This is a genomic window from Bacteroides sp. (assembly GCF_030151085.1).
In the GTDB taxonomy this organism is placed as follows: domain Bacteria; phylum Bacteroidota; class Bacteroidia; order Bacteroidales; family Bacteroidaceae; genus Bacteroides.
The window spans coordinates 99,516-115,159 of record NZ_JASLER010000078.1 but is presented as its reverse complement, the minus strand read 5'-3'; the positions used below and the strand labels follow the sequence as shown (position 1 = coordinate 115,159).

The 15,644-nt window shown below is 44.9% G+C and carries 11 protein-coding genes; 6 read left to right on the top strand and 5 right to left on the bottom strand.

Features of this window, described 5'->3' with window-relative positions; translation table 11 throughout:
* Nucleotides 1-19: 19 nt before the first annotated feature.
* From lepB to dapB, 3 genes are all read right to left on the bottom strand, one after another.
* The gene (gene lepB, locus Q1W14_RS15610; RefSeq protein WP_300703034.1) at nucleotides 20-952 is read right to left on the bottom strand and encodes a signal peptidase I; all 933 of its coding nucleotides are present in this window, start codon (nucleotides 950-952) and stop codon (nucleotides 20-22) included.
* Nucleotides 949-2,442: a S26 family signal peptidase gene (locus Q1W14_RS15605; RefSeq protein WP_300703033.1), complete on the bottom strand. Its 1,494-nt coding sequence runs from the start codon at nucleotides 2,440-2,442 to the stop codon at nucleotides 949-951. Before Q1W14_RS15605 ends, lepB begins: the two co-directional genes overlap by 4 nt.
* 101 nt (nucleotides 2,443-2,543) lie before the next feature.
* Complete coding sequence (dapB, locus tag Q1W14_RS15600) at nucleotides 2,544-3,317, bottom strand: 4-hydroxy-tetrahydrodipicolinate reductase (protein WP_300703031.1); 774 nt, start codon at nucleotides 3,315-3,317, stop codon at nucleotides 2,544-2,546.
* 97 nt (nucleotides 3,318-3,414) lie between these two features.
* Here dapB and Q1W14_RS15595 point away from each other — a divergent pair, with 97 nt between their 5' ends.
* The 5 genes from Q1W14_RS15595 to Q1W14_RS15575 all read left to right on the top strand — a co-directional run bounded on the left by Q1W14_RS15595 (nucleotide 3,415) and on the right by Q1W14_RS15575 (nucleotide 10,741).
* Nucleotides 3,415-4,701 (top strand): DUF2851 family protein, encoded by a 1,287-nt coding sequence (locus Q1W14_RS15595; protein ID WP_300703028.1) that lies wholly within the window; start codon nucleotides 3,415-3,417, stop codon nucleotides 4,699-4,701.
* Between the two features lie 58 nt (nucleotides 4,702-4,759).
* Entirely contained in the window at nucleotides 4,760-5,269 is a 510-nt protein-coding gene (locus Q1W14_RS15590; protein ID WP_300703026.1) for a DUF4348 domain-containing protein, read from the top strand.
* A gap of 318 nt (nucleotides 5,270-5,587) precedes the next feature.
* The gene (locus tag Q1W14_RS15585; RefSeq protein WP_300703024.1) at nucleotides 5,588-6,271 is read left to right on the top strand and encodes a DUF6250 domain-containing protein; all 684 of its coding nucleotides are present in this window, start codon (nucleotides 5,588-5,590) and stop codon (nucleotides 6,269-6,271) included.
* Nucleotides 6,272-6,281: 10 nt separating this feature from the next.
* The gene (locus tag Q1W14_RS15580) at nucleotides 6,282-9,365 is read left to right on the top strand and encodes a chondroitinase family polysaccharide lyase (RefSeq protein WP_300703022.1); all 3,084 of its coding nucleotides are present in this window, start codon (nucleotides 6,282-6,284) and stop codon (nucleotides 9,363-9,365) included.
* Nucleotides 9,366-9,382: 17 nt separating this feature from the next.
* The gene (locus tag Q1W14_RS15575) at nucleotides 9,383-10,741 is read left to right on the top strand and encodes a sulfatase-like hydrolase/transferase (RefSeq protein WP_300703067.1); all 1,359 of its coding nucleotides are present in this window, start codon (nucleotides 9,383-9,385) and stop codon (nucleotides 10,739-10,741) included.
* 117 nt (nucleotides 10,742-10,858) lie between these two features.
* Here the strand turns inward: Q1W14_RS15575 and Q1W14_RS15570 are convergent, their stop codons facing one another.
* Both Q1W14_RS15570 and Q1W14_RS15565 read right to left on the bottom strand, forming a co-directional pair.
* Nucleotides 10,859-11,809, bottom strand: coding sequence for a tRNA-dihydrouridine synthase family protein (locus tag Q1W14_RS15570; protein ID WP_300703020.1), 951 nt, complete (start codon nucleotides 11,807-11,809; stop codon nucleotides 10,859-10,861).
* A gap of 19 nt (nucleotides 11,810-11,828) precedes the next feature.
* Nucleotides 11,829-12,965 (bottom strand): glycoside hydrolase family protein, encoded by a 1,137-nt coding sequence (locus tag Q1W14_RS15565; protein WP_300703018.1) that lies wholly within the window; start codon nucleotides 12,963-12,965, stop codon nucleotides 11,829-11,831.
* A 204-nt stretch (nucleotides 12,966-13,169) separates the two neighbouring features.
* On the opposite strand from Q1W14_RS15565, the gene Q1W14_RS15560 reads away from it, so the two are divergent.
* Entirely contained in the window at nucleotides 13,170-15,638 is a 2,469-nt protein-coding gene (locus tag Q1W14_RS15560; RefSeq protein ID WP_300703016.1) for a polysaccharide lyase family 8 super-sandwich domain-containing protein, read from the top strand.
* Nucleotides 15,639-15,644 lie beyond the last annotated feature (6 nt).

The following is a 15,644-nucleotide window of genomic DNA, read 5'->3' as shown; positions in this document are numbered from 1 at the left end:
CTACATTACTTTATCACCTTTACTTAACTTTCTTCCACATCCTGTTCCACCGGTAACCGTCGAAGATGTTTGTTCCTTTTTCTTTGGAGAACCAAATGATTGAAGCTTTGCCTATGATATGATCCTTAGGGACAAAACCGAATAAGCGGGAGTCGGAAAGATTGATGGAGTTATTGGCCCCTACCCAATAATAGTCTTTGGTGAAGTAGCAATGTTGCACGGGCTTGCCTTCTATATAAAGAGTATCATTCTTTATCTCAGCGTGTTTCTTCTCATGCAGGACCAAGGTATTTCTTAGTAGTGTTATATTCCAAGGGTATACACGTATAGGGCTGCCCTTACCCGGTACTATCAGAGGCTTTAAAACTTCTATCGAATCTTCTTTTATGTTCGGTTCAATCCAGCAGTTATTATTTAAAGCCTGTTCCAGCAAGTAATACTCGTATCGGCTGAAACTGCGAACATTCTTTACCGAATCTTGCCCTAGAAGTCTATTAGGCTTTATAGAGAGAATGGATAACAATGAGTCCAGCTGGCATTCTTTCGCTCTTGGATAGGTATAAAGAAACTTTTGGTCAGGAGCATTCTTCTCTGAAGGAACAACGGAGAAAAGAGAATCAATTAATAAGGTGTCTCCGGGTATACCGATGCATCGGCTAATGAAAACTTCCCGTTTGTCTATGGTGCGTTCTGAAAAGTTAGCAGGATTGTTGAAAACAAAGATATCTTCTTTTTGTACGGGACTGTCTGCCCATCGGTGATACCCCCATAAATTAATAAATGGCAAACGTAGTCCGTAACTCCATTTGTTTACAAGAATACGTTCGCCACAATAGATTGAGTTCTCCATTCCTGAAGAAGGTATCGAGTAGGAAGTTGCCACACAACTCCGAAGTAATACTACAATGAGTACTACCCCAATAGCCGCGCCTGTTACCTTCCAAGCTTTCATTTTATATTATCTACCCACTTAAAGATTCGGTTCCAACGAATCTTACCATCAAACCAGCCACGGTCTTTGTCTAGTGATAACCAAACAACGATAGGTTTACCTACTACATGGTCTTCGGGTACGAAGCCCCAGTAACGAGAGTCGGCGGACTTATCGCGATTGTCTCCCATCATCCAGTAATAGTCCATTTTGAAGGTATAAGAATCGGTCTTCTTGCCATTGATATAAATGCCGTCGGGCTTCCGTTCAAGCTTGTTGCCTTCGTATGCTACGATGCAGCGTTCGTAGATAGGCAGATTATCAGGAGTTAACTGGATAGTGGCTCCCTTGGCAGGAATCCAGATAGGTCCGTAGTTGTTGCGGTCCCATTTGGTATAAAGGTTCAGCGGATAAAGAGGACCGGAAAATTCTCCCGGCTCTACTACGATACGGCTGATAAGTTTCTTGTTTCCTGAAAGCGTTTCATACATCTTTTTAGTGAGAGGCAGATGGTAAACAGGAGTTAGTTTGCCTTGGGCATCGCGACGATCCAATCCCATTTCCATTAATCCTTCTTCCCAATTCAGGTCACTGGTCATCAAAGTCTGATCTTCATTGCTGATGCCTAGTTCGCGGAACATCTCTTCCGGTATATATGGTCCGGTAGTTTGTACGAAGTAGTTGAACTGCATCTCTTGGGGGTTCTCAATGGCTTTGCCATCAATATAAACTTGTCCCCCTTTGATTTGCAATGTATCACCCGGCAAACCTACACAACGTTTCACATAATTCTCCCGACGGTCTACGGGACGTACTACAATCTCACCGTACATCTGTGGGTTGGTGAGGAGCATGTTGCGCCCGGCATTGTAATACAGGTCGTAAACAGTACGTTGTTGTTCACGCGTCAGGCTATCCATGCTCACTTTATTCGGATAAACACGTTGGCCGGCTTCGTATGCAAGACTGTAGAAGTCAGTCTGCTGATAGTTGGTAGCTACTGTATCACCCGCAGGGAAGTTGAACACAACGATATCGTTTAACTTCACTTTTCCGAAGCCCGGTACACGTTTGTACTCCCATTGAGGCCATTCAATGTACGATTTGGAATTCAGAATAGGTAACGTATGTTGTGCCAACGGCATGGAAAGCGGTGTATTCGGTACTCGCGGGCCATAACTCATTTTGCTTACATAGAGGAAATCGCCTACCAGCAAAGATTTCTCCAAAGAAGAAGAGGGTATCTGGTAATTCTGGAATATGTAGATGTTCACGAAGTAAACAGCCACCAAAGCAAAAACAATGGCGTCTACCCAACTCATGACACCACGGACGGCAGGGTTCTTAGATTTTTTCCAGAAGCCCCAAGGTATTTTCTTACTGATATAAATGTCGAAGATGAAAGGAAGCACAATCAATCCCCACCAACTTTTTACCCAAAAAAGGAATGCGAGATAGAGTAAGGAGACAATTACAAACTTAATCCATTGGGCACGTGTTGCTTTTCTCATATAATGTACATTGTTAACCCCCCGGACCCCCTAAAGGGGGAGGGGGATAGTTAAAGATCTTATTTTTTAGTTTATATAAGGCATAGTATTCCCCTCCCCCTTTAGGGGGTCCGAGGGGTTAAAAAGGGAAACAAGTCCTGCATTCCTAAATATCCCTCATGTGCGGCTGTATATTCTGCAGCAAGAACAGCACCTAGAGCAAAACCACTACGGTTCTTGGCATCATGGGTGATCGTAATACTGTCGGCTTCGGAATCGTAGCGGATGCTATGAATGCCCGGAACTTCACCTTCACGGATGGAGTCGATAGGCAGTTCGTTTGCCGCACATTGATTGGAACCCGAAAGCGATCTGTCCGGTGCTTGAAAAGTCCCTTCCACCCATTTGTCTTTACGGTCGAGGTTCTCCAGAATATCTTCGGCAAGTGTGATAGCTGTACCGCTCGGAGCATCCAGTTTGTGGATGTGGTGCGTTTCGCTCATGGTTACATCGTATGCGGGAAATTGGTTCATTATCTTTGCGAGGTATTTATTTACAGCCGAGAAAATGCTTACTCCAAGGCTGAAGTTAGAAGCCCAAAACAATGTTTTGCCACCTTCGGTACAAAGTCTTTTCACTTCTTCACCGTGTTCCGCCATCCAGCCCGTACTGCCTGAAACGAGTTTCACTCCGGCATTGAAAGCTTTCATGTAGTTGTTGTATGCTACCATGGGATTAGTGAACTCTATGGCAACGTCGGCACTTTTGAAAGCTGCCGATTCGAAGTCTTCCTGATTGTTGACGTCGATGATGCTGACGATTTCGTGTCCGCGGCTAAGGGCTATCTGCTCGATTTGTTTGCCCATTTTTCCGTAACCGATTAATGCGATTTTCATTGGTTCTATATGTTTTTATTCAGTTTATCAACAAACTATAGGTCGCAAAGGTAATCTTTTTCTTACATTTGCGCACAACATTAACTTCTTGTTAACAATGGAAGAATTACTGCATTATGTTTGGAAGCATAAAATACTCCCTTTAAAGATGCTCCGAACTACCTCCGGGCAGTCGGTCGAAGTGATAGATCCCGGTTTGCCAAATAAGAATGCAGGCCCCGATTTCTTTAATGCCAAACTAAAAATAGACGGTACACTCTGGGTAGGAAACGTAGAAATACATACTCAGGCATCAGACTGGCTACGTCATGGACATGATCGAGATAGAGCATACGACTCTGTTATTCTGCATGTGGTAAGTGAATCAAACTGCGATGTTTATCGCACGAATGGTGAGTTGGTTCCTCAAGTTATTCTTTCTTGTCCCGAATCTGTTCGTTTGCGTTATGAGGAATTGCGTCAAACGGAGATTTATCCTCCTTGTTATTCCATTCTCGGTTCATTGCCGAAACTCACTGTACACTCTTGGTTATCTGCTTTGCAGGTAGAGCGTTTTGAGCAGAAAGCACGTGTTATATCTAAGAGATTGGAGCATTGTAAAAATCATTGGGAAGATGTCTTTTTCATTACCCTTGCCCGTAACTTTGGCTTCGGACTGAATGGAGATGCTTTTGAAGCTTGGGCTAATCATCTTCCATTTCGTGCGATAGACAAACATCGGGATAATCTTTTTCAGATTGAAGCTTTCTTCTTGGGACAAGCCGGATTGCTGGAAGAAGAACTTCCGGAAGCAGATGCTTATTATCTGAAACTTCAGAAAGAATTCCGTTACTTGCAACATAAGTTTGAACTGGGTGCACCTATGACTACCGAACAATGGCGTTTCCTGCGGCTTCGTCCCGGTAATTTTCCTCATGTACGTTTAGCACAACTTGCTTATTTATATCATAAAAAACAGTCATTTTTCTCCCGCATCATGGAAGCGGATACTTTGGATGCCGTGAAGAAAATACTTACTGCCCGGACTTCCGCCTATTGGGAAGAGCATTTCAATTTCAAAAAAGCTTCTTCTCACCAAGAGAAGCGGGTAGGAGAGAGCGCACAGAATCTGATCATTATCAATACAGTTATTCCCTTTCTCTATGCATACGGATTACACAAAGCCGATGAAGCGTTGTGTGAGCGTGCCACCCGTTTTTTGGAGGCTCTTAAAGCAGAGAATAATCATGTGACCCGTTTGTGGAGTGGTGCAGGATTACCGGTATTTACAGCTGCCGATTCCCAGGCCTTATTGCAACTCCAAAAGGAGTACTGTGACAAGAAAGATTGCCTCCGTTGTCGTTTTGGATATGAGTACTTGAAAACTCCTCATAATTTCCGCTAAATGTTTTGTATATTAGGAAGATATCGTATCTTTGCGCGCTGTAAAATAATGCATGTATATGAAGGCAATTCACTTAGTCTTTTGTCTGTTTACGGCGCTGATGCTCACTACTTTTAGTAGTCAGGCTGCCGAGGAGGATTTTAATTCATTCCTCCATAAATTTACTACCAGTGCTTCATTCCAGTATTCCCGTATCAAGTTTCCGTTGAAGACTCCCATTACTTTATTGAAAGATGATGGCGAGACGGAGCAAAATTTCCCGTTCACCCGCGAAAAGTGGCCTTTGCTGGACGAAGAAACCTTGAAAGAAGGACGTACTACAGAAGATGAGGGAGGAGTTTACATTTCTCTTTTTAGTGTCAACGAACCAACTCACAAAGAGTTCGAAGCCGGCTATGAAGAGTCCGAACCGCTACTTCGTGTTGTTTTTGACTTGATCGGGGACAAATGGTTTGTCACTGATTGTTACAACGATTGGTATAACTTCGATTTGCCCATCAGCGAACTGAAAGAAACCATTCAGATGGTGCAGGAAGAAAACAAAACTTTTCAAGAGCAATACCCATAATGGGGTGAGGCTTTATTCTTGTTTAAATTTAATCAAGTTCTCTTTCTGATGGGTATCCCCCGTCAGAGTACCTCCTGAATAGGGTGTTTCTCCGACACCGAGTAAGGAGGGGTTCGACACCGGGAAACCCCTTGCTCGACACCGAGGAACAACCCCTTCCCCGGTGCCGGAAAAAACGAAGATGAGTATAGCTGTTTAGGATGTAACGCATTTACACTATTTTGCTCTTCTTCTGTACGATTTATGTTCCTCCTTTTTCCAAAAGAGGGGTTTCTTTGTAGTGTGCTAATTTTGTTGGAATTACTAATACCTTGAAATATGCGACTACAAATTCTGTTGATAGGACTTCTTACACAAATTTTCTTACTGCCGGATTCGGATGCATCCTGCAAACTCTCGGATTGGGTGTCGGAAGATTCCTCCGGCGAGGTACAAATCACCTGCATGGGCGATACGATGGACATTGTTTCTCCTGATGGACTGTCCCTCTGGTATAAAGAACGCTTGACCGGCAATTACGAAATCACCTACCGTGTAAAGGTGGTTGTAGAGGACGGAAAGTGCGACCGTCTCAGTGATTTGAACTGCTTTTGGGGTGCCGCTGATCCTCAATATCCCAATGACTTCTTTGCCCGCAGCAAATGGCGCAACGGCGACTTTAAGAATTACAATACACTGAATTTATACTACGTTGGCTATGGCGGCAACGAAAACAAGACCACCCGCTTCCGTGAATATCATGGAGAGTATTACGGTGTGGACGATGCAAAGATTAAACCTATTTTGAAAGAATACGAGGATGCTGCCCATCTGTTGAAACCCAACCACTGGTATGAAATAAAAATCCGTATGGTAAATGGGGTAACTACTTACTGCATGGATGGTGAAGAACTTTTCCGTCAATCGGTAGAAAACGGTAAAGGCGATGGATACTTCGCCCTTCGTCTATGGCAGAACCATGTGCTCTTTACCGATTTTCAAGTAAATAATATAGAACCTTAAATAAGAAGAGATGATGCAATTCAGTAAATGGAAAATAGGAGTGGCAGTACTCCTTTGGATGTTATTACCAACAAGTGGAAAAGCGCAAATCGTAAAGAACGAGCGCTTACTCTCCTTCGAAGAAAGCAAGGTGCCGGCATTTATCACGGCAACCGGTTCGCAACTGGCAGTCAGCAATGAACATTATAGAGACGGTGAACATTGCTTGAGTTGGACTTTCAAACCGAAATCCGTTCTCTCCATAAAGAAAGACCTGAAGTTCGAACCGAAAGATCCTACCGGAAAGGATACTTATCTTTCCGCATTCATCGTATGGGTATATAACGAACAGGCACAGGAGAAAACGATTGAATTTGAGTTCCTGAAAAACGGCAAGAAATGCACATCATTTCCTTTTGGTATAAACTTTACCGGTTGGCGTGGAGCTTGGGTGTGTTATGAACGCGATATGCAAGGCACTCCGGAAGAAGGAATGAATGAAATCCGTGTCGTTGCTCCTGATGTAAAAGGTAAACTGTTTATTGACCATCTGATTACGGCCAGTAAAGTCGATGCACGCCAGCAGACTCCTGACTTGCAAGTACCTTTCGTAAACAAAGGTACTACCAACCACTGGCTGGTTATCTATGATCATTCGTTGTGGAAGCCGGATATTGCCTTGACACCCATATCCGAAGCACAAAAGCAGGATATACGGATCATGGAAAAGCGCTTTCAGGATATGCTCTATACTCCTTCTGAACTCTCGGTTAAAGAAATGGAATCTATTCGAAAGAAGTATGAATTTTATAAGATTACCTATAAGGATGGAAAGGTGACCGGTCTTCCCATCCATTTTGTACGCCAGTCAGAGGCATACGAGCGCATGATACCCGATTGGGATAAAGATATGTTCACTAAGCAAGGAGTGGAGATCAGCGACTATTTCAACCTGATGAAACGTATTGCTACTGCCTATAAGAATACGCAGGATGCCACTCTGAAAGAAGAACTGAAACAGAAATTCCTTGCTATGTACGATAATGCTACGGATCAAGGTATAGCTTACGGCAGTTGTTGGGGAAATATTCACCATTACGGATATAGCATGCGCGGTCTTTTTGTATCTTATTTCCTGATGAAAGACGTGTTGCGCGATGCGGGTAAGTTGGACGAAGCCGAGCGCACCCTGAACTGGTATGCCATCACCAACGAGGTATATCCTAAACCTACCGTCAATGGTATCGACATCGATACTTTTAATACGAAGTTACAAGGTCGCATAGCTAGTATTCTGATTATGGAAGATACCCCGGAGAAACTGCAATACCTGCGTTCTTTCTCTCGCTGGTTGGATTATGGTTGCCGCCCTACAAAGGGTTTATCGGGTTCCTTCAAGTCAGATGGTGCCTGTTTCCATCATTGTAATCTCTATCCGGCATATGCCGTAGGCGGACTGGATGGAGCTACCAACATGATTTATCTTCTGAGTGGAACTGAGTTCAAACTCTCCGAGTTTGCCCACGAAACAGTAAAGAACGTCCTTCTTGCCATGCGCTTCTATTGCAATTTCAAACAATGGTCTCTTTCCATGTCCGGTCGCCATCCCAATGGAGGCGGGCAGTTGATACCTATCCAATACGCTATGATGGCCATTGCGGGAACTCCCGATGGCAAGCAGAAATATGATCCGGAGATGGCAGCCGCTTATCTACGTCTAATGTCTTATTCCGAAACTTCAGATAAAGATGCAGTCGAATATCTGCCGAAAGCTTCGACCAAACAAGAACTGGAGCTAAAGAAACAGCTGCAAGAACAAGGTTTCCGTCCCGAAGGCAATCCTCAAGGAAATCTTGCATTGGGGTATGGCTGTGTATCTGTACAACGTCGTGACAACTGGGCAGCTGTAGTTCGCGGACATTCCCGTTATCTATGGGCAGCCGAGCACTATCTACCAGCCAACTTCTACGGTCGTTATCTTGCCCACGGCAGTATGGAGATACTTACTGGAAAACCCGATGAAATGGTTACTTTAGCTACCAGTGGCTGGCAAGAAGCCGGATTCGACTGGAACCGTTTCCCCGGTACTACCGCTATCCATTTGCCTTTCGACCAACTACGCGCACGGGTGCTTAATGTGGATACTTTCTCCGGTATGGAAGAGATGCTATATTCTGATGAAACTTTTGCCGGCGGTCTGTCGCAAGCACGTCTGAATGGTAACTTCGGTATGAAACTGCACGAACATGATAAATATAATGGTTCACACCGTGCACGCAAGTCCTATCACTTTTTCGATGGCACTATTGTTTGCTTGGGCACTGATATCGAGAACACGAATTCGGAATATCCTACCGAAACCACCGTATTCCAACTGGCTGCCACTTCTCCCGAAAAGCATCAGTATTGGGATACTTATCAAAGTGATGGTCAAACCTATATCGATCCTAACGGTGTAGGTTACTGCCTCTCCAAAACTTCTATGCTTAATGCGAAGTATGAAAAGAACTTCCCACAGGTAACCGTAGGCGAACGTAGTACCGAACCGACTTCCGGTGATTGGGTGTCATTGGTATTGCAACATGGCAAAGCTCCGAAAGGTGCTTCATACGAATATGCCGTATTACCACACACTGATGCTGTATCTCTGAAAGCTTTCGCCCAAAAGCCTAGTTATAAGGTCCTTCAGCAAGACCGCAACGCCCATATCGTTCGCTCTCTCACGGATAACCTGACTTCATACGTCTTGTTTGAAACTCCGCAGGTACTTCCGACTGACGGCTTGTTGCAGAAAGCTGATACTTCCTGCCTCGTGATGATACGCGAGAATGCAGACAAACTTCTGCTTACAGTCTCTCAACCTGATTTGGCTTTGTATCGTGGACCCAGTGATGAGGCTTTCGATAAAGATGGAAAACGCATCGAGCGTAGTATCTACTCCCGCCCTTGGATCGACAACGAGAGTGGTGAGATCCCCGTAACCCTTACGTTGAGAGGAGAGTGGAAAGTTGCCGAGACACCTTACTGCAAAGTGGTCTCTGTGGATAAGCAGCAGACGGTGCTTCGATTTACTTGCCGTGATGCGGCAAGCTTTGATGTGGAATTGATGAAGTAAAACAGTATTCTGTGAAGATGAATTTTAAGAATATCCTTTTATGCAGTAGTGGTATTGTAACTTCCTCGTTGGCAGTTGCCGGGGAGTTACCCAATATCCTATATATCCTTACCGACCAGCAGACAGCTTCGGCTATGAGTTGCATAGGTAATACTGATGTAAATACTCCCAATATGGACCGTTTGGCACAGTCGGGAATATTGTTTAGAAATGCTTATTGTTCTGCACCGTTGAGCGGCCCTTCCAGGTCATCCATGTTCACGGGATATATGTCCCATGAGTTGGGTCTTGCCAAGAATGGAACACCAATACCCGACTCTGTTCGTACACGTACCTTGGGTACACTGATGCAGAAAGCCGGATATGAATGTGCTTATGCCGGTAAATGGCATGCACATACTGCATCTATGCCACAAGGGGAGTTCGGCTTCTCCGTACTTCATCCGCACGATGACAACGGACTGGCCGAAGCCTGTGTCCGTTTTCTGGAAAAGAAGCATACAACCCCCTTCTTTCTGGTAGCAGGTTTCGACAATCCGCATAATATCTGCGAGTATGCACGTAGTCAGAATCTTCCGTATGGTAATCAGGGAGAAGTTCCACAGGACGAGTGGCCGGGGTTGCCTCCTAATTTCTCTCGTAATCCATACGATGCTGATGTAATCGGTTACGAGCAAAGCCTGAATTATATGGCTTATCCTACCCGCAACTATACTCCGGATAACTGGCGTCGGTATCGTAATGCTTATTACCGTCTAGTCGAACAAGTAGATGCCGAGATAGGCAAGATTGTCGATGCCATTGACCGGCAAAATCTATGGAAGAATACAGTGATAATCTTCGCCAGCGATCACGGTGATGGAGTGGGAGCACATCAGTGGAACCAGAAGTCGGCTTTGTATGAAGAAGTGACGAATGTGCCTCTGATCGTAACCTTGCCTGGGAAGAAGAATGCCGGAAAGGAATTACCGCAACTGATAAATGCCGGCGTTGATTTCTTTGCGTCTGTATGTGATTGGGCAGGTATCCCTCTTGTAATGGGACAACACGGTGTGTCTTTCAAACAGCTGGCAGAGAAGGCAAATCCCGAAGAACAACACCAGCCATTTGTTGTAACGGAGACAATGTTTGATAAAGGAATAGCCCGTGGATGGGCACTTCGCACAACTCGCTATAAGTATGTACTTTATGATAAAGGACTCTATCGCGAACAACTCTATGACATGGAGAACGACCGTGGAGAGATGCGCAATCTTGCCATCGAGAAGAAATACAGCGACATCCTGTTGCAGCATCGTGATATTCTGAACGAATGGATGAAGCTGCATCATGTTCTCCAGACGCGACCCGATGTACATCTGGTTCCGGGCAAGTAATACTAGGAAATGAAATATTAGTGCTTAGGATGTCAGGCGTCATCTTCTGTCTGATATCCTAGGCACTGATGTCTGATATATTGTACACTTATAAACGAGATATTGGGATAAGATGTTTTAATATGCCCCCAGCAAGTTGCTTACAGCCGCCTGATAATTGGCAAGCTTTGTTGTCTTGTGTATAGTCTTTCTTGCCTTCCGGTCTCCGTCCGGCAACAGATATTCCCAGAAGCTTTTCATTTTCATCAGTATTTGCAGTTCGCCGCCTTGCAGTTGTTCCTGGTAACTGCTGAATACCTCTGCATGCAGTTGCCCCACTTTCTTTGCCATTTCATCGGTAGAAAGCGACTTTCCTTGCTGGTATTCCAAAGCTAAAGCAGGGTTGGCAAGCAGACCGCGGCCTATCACAAGACCGGCCAGTTTCGGGAAGCGTGTGGTAATGGACTGAATATCTTCCAGCGTATGTAAATCTCCATTATAAAGCAGAGGTTTGTTGCATTGATTATAGAAAGCTTCGAAGTTGTTTAAATCAACCTCACCTTTATATTGCTGGCTGCCCAGGCGGGGATGCAGAATAATGTGCGTCAACGGAAGTTCATTGAATAGCGGTAGTAAGGCAAGGCACTCTTCCGGATTATCCCAACCCAGACGTAGCTTTACGGAGAACTGGATGTCGGGATGCTTTTCAATGGCATTCGTCAGTAAAGTTTTCACCTCTTCGGGATAGGGCAACATGCCCGAACCATTGTGCCGTTTGGCGAGAACGGGGAAAGGACAGCCCAGATTAATATCCACATCTTGATAGCCTTTCTCGATGAAAAGGGTCATTATTTGCTCTAACTTTCCCAATTCGGGTGCAATGAGCTGCGGTATCAGAAGCAGTCCCGTATTGTTTTCAGGACCGATATCCCGAATATCCCTCCGGCGGATTTCTCCATGTTCAATGCGTACAAAAGGAGAGTAATAAGTCTCGATGCCGCCAAAGATGCGCGCATGTGCCCGGCGATAGACGGCATCGGTATAGCCTTGCAGCGGAGCAAACTGAATGGGTAATATGTTCTCGTTCATGGCTGCAAAGATACAGATTTTATTTCTTGTCGGCTACGATTGGTATCACCATATTCCAGGAATGAGATGCATTTTCAAATCCTCCGGGGCCGTCCATCGTGGCAAAGAAGATATAAGCAGGCTTTCCATTCTCGAAGAAGATGAAAGGACGTTCCAGTTGGCCTTGTTTCTCTATCTTGCCATCAACGTATTCCACGGTGAGAGAGTAAGCTTTTGGGTCTTTATCTACTGTCCAACTGATGCCGTCTTTGGAGTGTGCCATCACACCGCCGCCACGTTCGCCGGTAAATTTGGATACATGGTCTTTGAAGATGGCATGATAACCATCCTTGTCTTTCCACAAGAAGGGGTCTTCAGCTTCACCCTGACCGTCTACCTGAAAGATGGGCTGGTTGTTGTTCAGCACCCGGTAAGGGCCTTCAATACTCGGAGCAGTTGCCATTCCGAGGCTCATGTCCGAATATCCGTCGTTGCCTTTGTATCTGCGTCCCTTGAAGATCATCATTACAGAACCGTCTTCCTGTATAATGGGAGAAGGATTTGAAGTAAGGAAGCTATAGAATGTATCCGGTTTGGTTTTCAAGATAGGTTCGTCCAACCGCTTCCAAGGACCATAAGGAGAATCGGCAACTGCCAATCCTATGCGCTTGTTGGATCGTCCTACAATACACCAGGGACTATCCAGCGTTAGTTGTTCGTAGGTCGGTTCGCCAAAGGGATGGGTGGAACCCATATAGATAAGGTAGTACTTGCCATTTTGCTTCAATATCCGTGGATTGTGTGTAGAGCGACCATCCCAATATTGCGCACCACGTGCCGGGAGGGCAACATCACTGAATTTGTAAGGACCTTGCGGCACATCGCTCACGGCATGAACTATCTCCGAAGCTATCATCCATCCGGGATGGAACGGCAGCGATTTCGGGAAACGGGAGACAAACATATGGTACTTCCCGTCTTCGCCTTTCACAACCGAACTGCCCCACACCCAGTAGCCTTTGGACTCAAAAGCAGGAGTACGAAATGCCTTGCCTAAATGATGGAACAACGGGTTTTCTGATTTTTGCTTTAGTTCTACCAGATTCTCTATTTTTTGTGCAAATGCCGACATGCAGATGAAGGCAATAAAGAGAAGGAGTAAGCTACATTTTTTCATAAGGGTGATATTTGTTTAAGGATAATATTGCTGGGTTGTTTTGTAAAAACAAAGGTAGTCAATCTTCTTTTACCTGATACACCCTCCTGATTGATACGTACGAAAACATCACTATTTTTGAATGATTAATGGTGTTCTATCTCTCTGCCTTTCCCTATATTTGCTCTGTATAATTATGGAATTACACAATTTAATAAAAAACGCATGCATAGAAACCTTATTCTAACCATTTTCAGTCTTTGTATAGCCATCACGGCTTTTCCACAAGAGAAAGAAACGAAACTGGCTTTCGACAATTACCATCGTTATTATAATGAAGCCCGCCGTTCAAACGATGCGGAGAAAGAAAAAGCAATAGATGCCTTCCGCACTTCATTCACAGAGAACCCTTACCGTTATCATTCGTTGGACACAAAACTGAGTGCACAAGAGTGCCTGGCACAACTCGATGCTGAAGGTATCTTCTCCGGTCTGAAAGAGAGGGAAGCGGAGTTCCGAAGAGATAACGGCTTTCAGAAACCTTATTCCAACCCACAAGCAGAAATCGGCGTATTCCTGGCAGACGCTTTCAGTCGTATCTGGAAGATAGCCGATGCTTACCGCAAAGGGGAGATAACAGAAAAGCAAGCCCTCTCGGATAAAGTATTAAAAGCCATTCTGCATTATGGCAGTATCGAAGCAGGAAGACCGAACGACGGTCCGCGCTTTCATGCCTCTTGTTTTGCTATGCCTACGGCAGCAGTCAATACCTATTTCTGCTATCTGAAACAAATGGACTTGGCTGAAAACGGAAAAGGAAGTGCTTTACTGAGAAAAGCCTCCGATATGCTGAAAACTATCGGTTTGCAAGCATGGACGCAACCCTTGAGGCACGATGAAACGGACGATAATGTAGTTTCCATACCTCGTTTCCGAAACCATGTATGGTGGGTGGGCGGCAATGCGTTGGCTTATCGTTCATTGTTACCGGTAGCTGCCATGTACCGTTCTATCCCGATGATAGACTTGCTGGCGGAAGTATGTCAGCGGGGTATCAGCATGACTTCTCAAACTACCTATAACGATGCTTTCTGGACCGAAGGCTTTACTGCCGATGGGGCAGGCTGGGGACATGGCAAGCAATGCCTTATTTGGGGCTATCCCATTGACGGAACTTCCAATGCTCTCAAAGTGTTGAATATGCTGAAAGGTTCGCCTTGGGCAAAGAACCTGAACCGCGACAACGTGGAAGCTCTTCTCAACTTCTTGCGCGGAGGTGCATGGTATTATTATAATGGCTATCGCCTTCCTTGTCTGGATCGTGGTTCGTATGTCTATAATCCTACGGAACTTCCCATCCCTTATGCCGGAATGCTGGATAATATCGTGGAAAACTGGATAGATTCCTTCACTCCCGAAGAGCAGAAAGAACTCTTGCAATTACAACAAGAGGCAAAGGGAAACCGAATTTTAATGGATGCTTATGCTCCGGGTGTCTACTACGGAACCCGTTGGTTTTTCAATAATGACGACTTGATAAAGAAGACCCCCGACTATCACATTACCATTAATATGGCTTCTGTCCGTTGCGACGGTTTGGAGAGTGCAGCCAGCTTTGCCGATGCATATAATTTCTATCCTACGGATGGAATGACCCTGTTCCAACGTAGTGGTGACGAGTATTTCCGAATTATGGGAGGCTGGGACGTTACGGCATCTCCCGGTGTTACGGCACGCGAAGGTATGTATAAACTGACTCCCGTTGAGAACTGGCGCGGCTATTGCAGCAAATATAACTTTGCTGCTGGTACTACGGATGGGGGTGGAGATGCTGTTGCCGGATATATCTTTGAGAAAATGAATGCCTCAAGTAAGGAAGGTGTGAATGACAAAGGAAATAGCGGCGGATTGAATGAAGTTCTTTATGGCTTCAAGGCATATAAATCCTATTTCATTTTAGGAGATTATATGGTAGCATTGGGAGCAGGAGTTACAAACATGCGTCCCGAACAGGAAGGGGATATCCGTACTACCATTGATCAGACCGCTTGGACTGATGATGTTTTTACGATGAAAAGGGGGAAAAAAGAGAATCTGATTTCGGGCATACACTCTCTCTTATCCTTGGATGGTGCTCCCGTATGGCTGGTACAGAACGGCAAATTTGCATACCGGATACTTCCCGAATATACTCGCGAAGCTTTTGTAACCTGCGAAACTCGTCCTACGGATTGGGCAAAGCGCAATAAAGTAAATGAAAAGAAAGAGAATCTGCCTGCTGAAGCTAAAATCCTCCGTTTATGGGCAAACCACGGACAACATCCGGTGAATGATACTTATGGTTATGTGGTCTATACAGGAAATGGACTACTTGCCGATGAACTGCCATTCCATGTTTTGCGCAATGATACTTTGGTGCAAGCTATACGCTCTGCTGACGAAAAAGTAGTGCAGGCTCTATTTTATCCCGGAAATGCAGGTCTTCAAATAGATGGTATATCATTATCGGCTTCTGCTCCTTGTGCGGTAATGATAAAGCAGGAGGGTGCTGAGTATATTGTCTCTGTAACTGATGCCTGTATGAATGCCAGTCTGAAAGAAATCAAGCTAGTGTTCAATGATAAAGAAATAAGCATACCCATGCCGCAAGGAATGCTATGCGGCAAGCCGGGTGTGGTACGTGTATCAAACTGATTTATT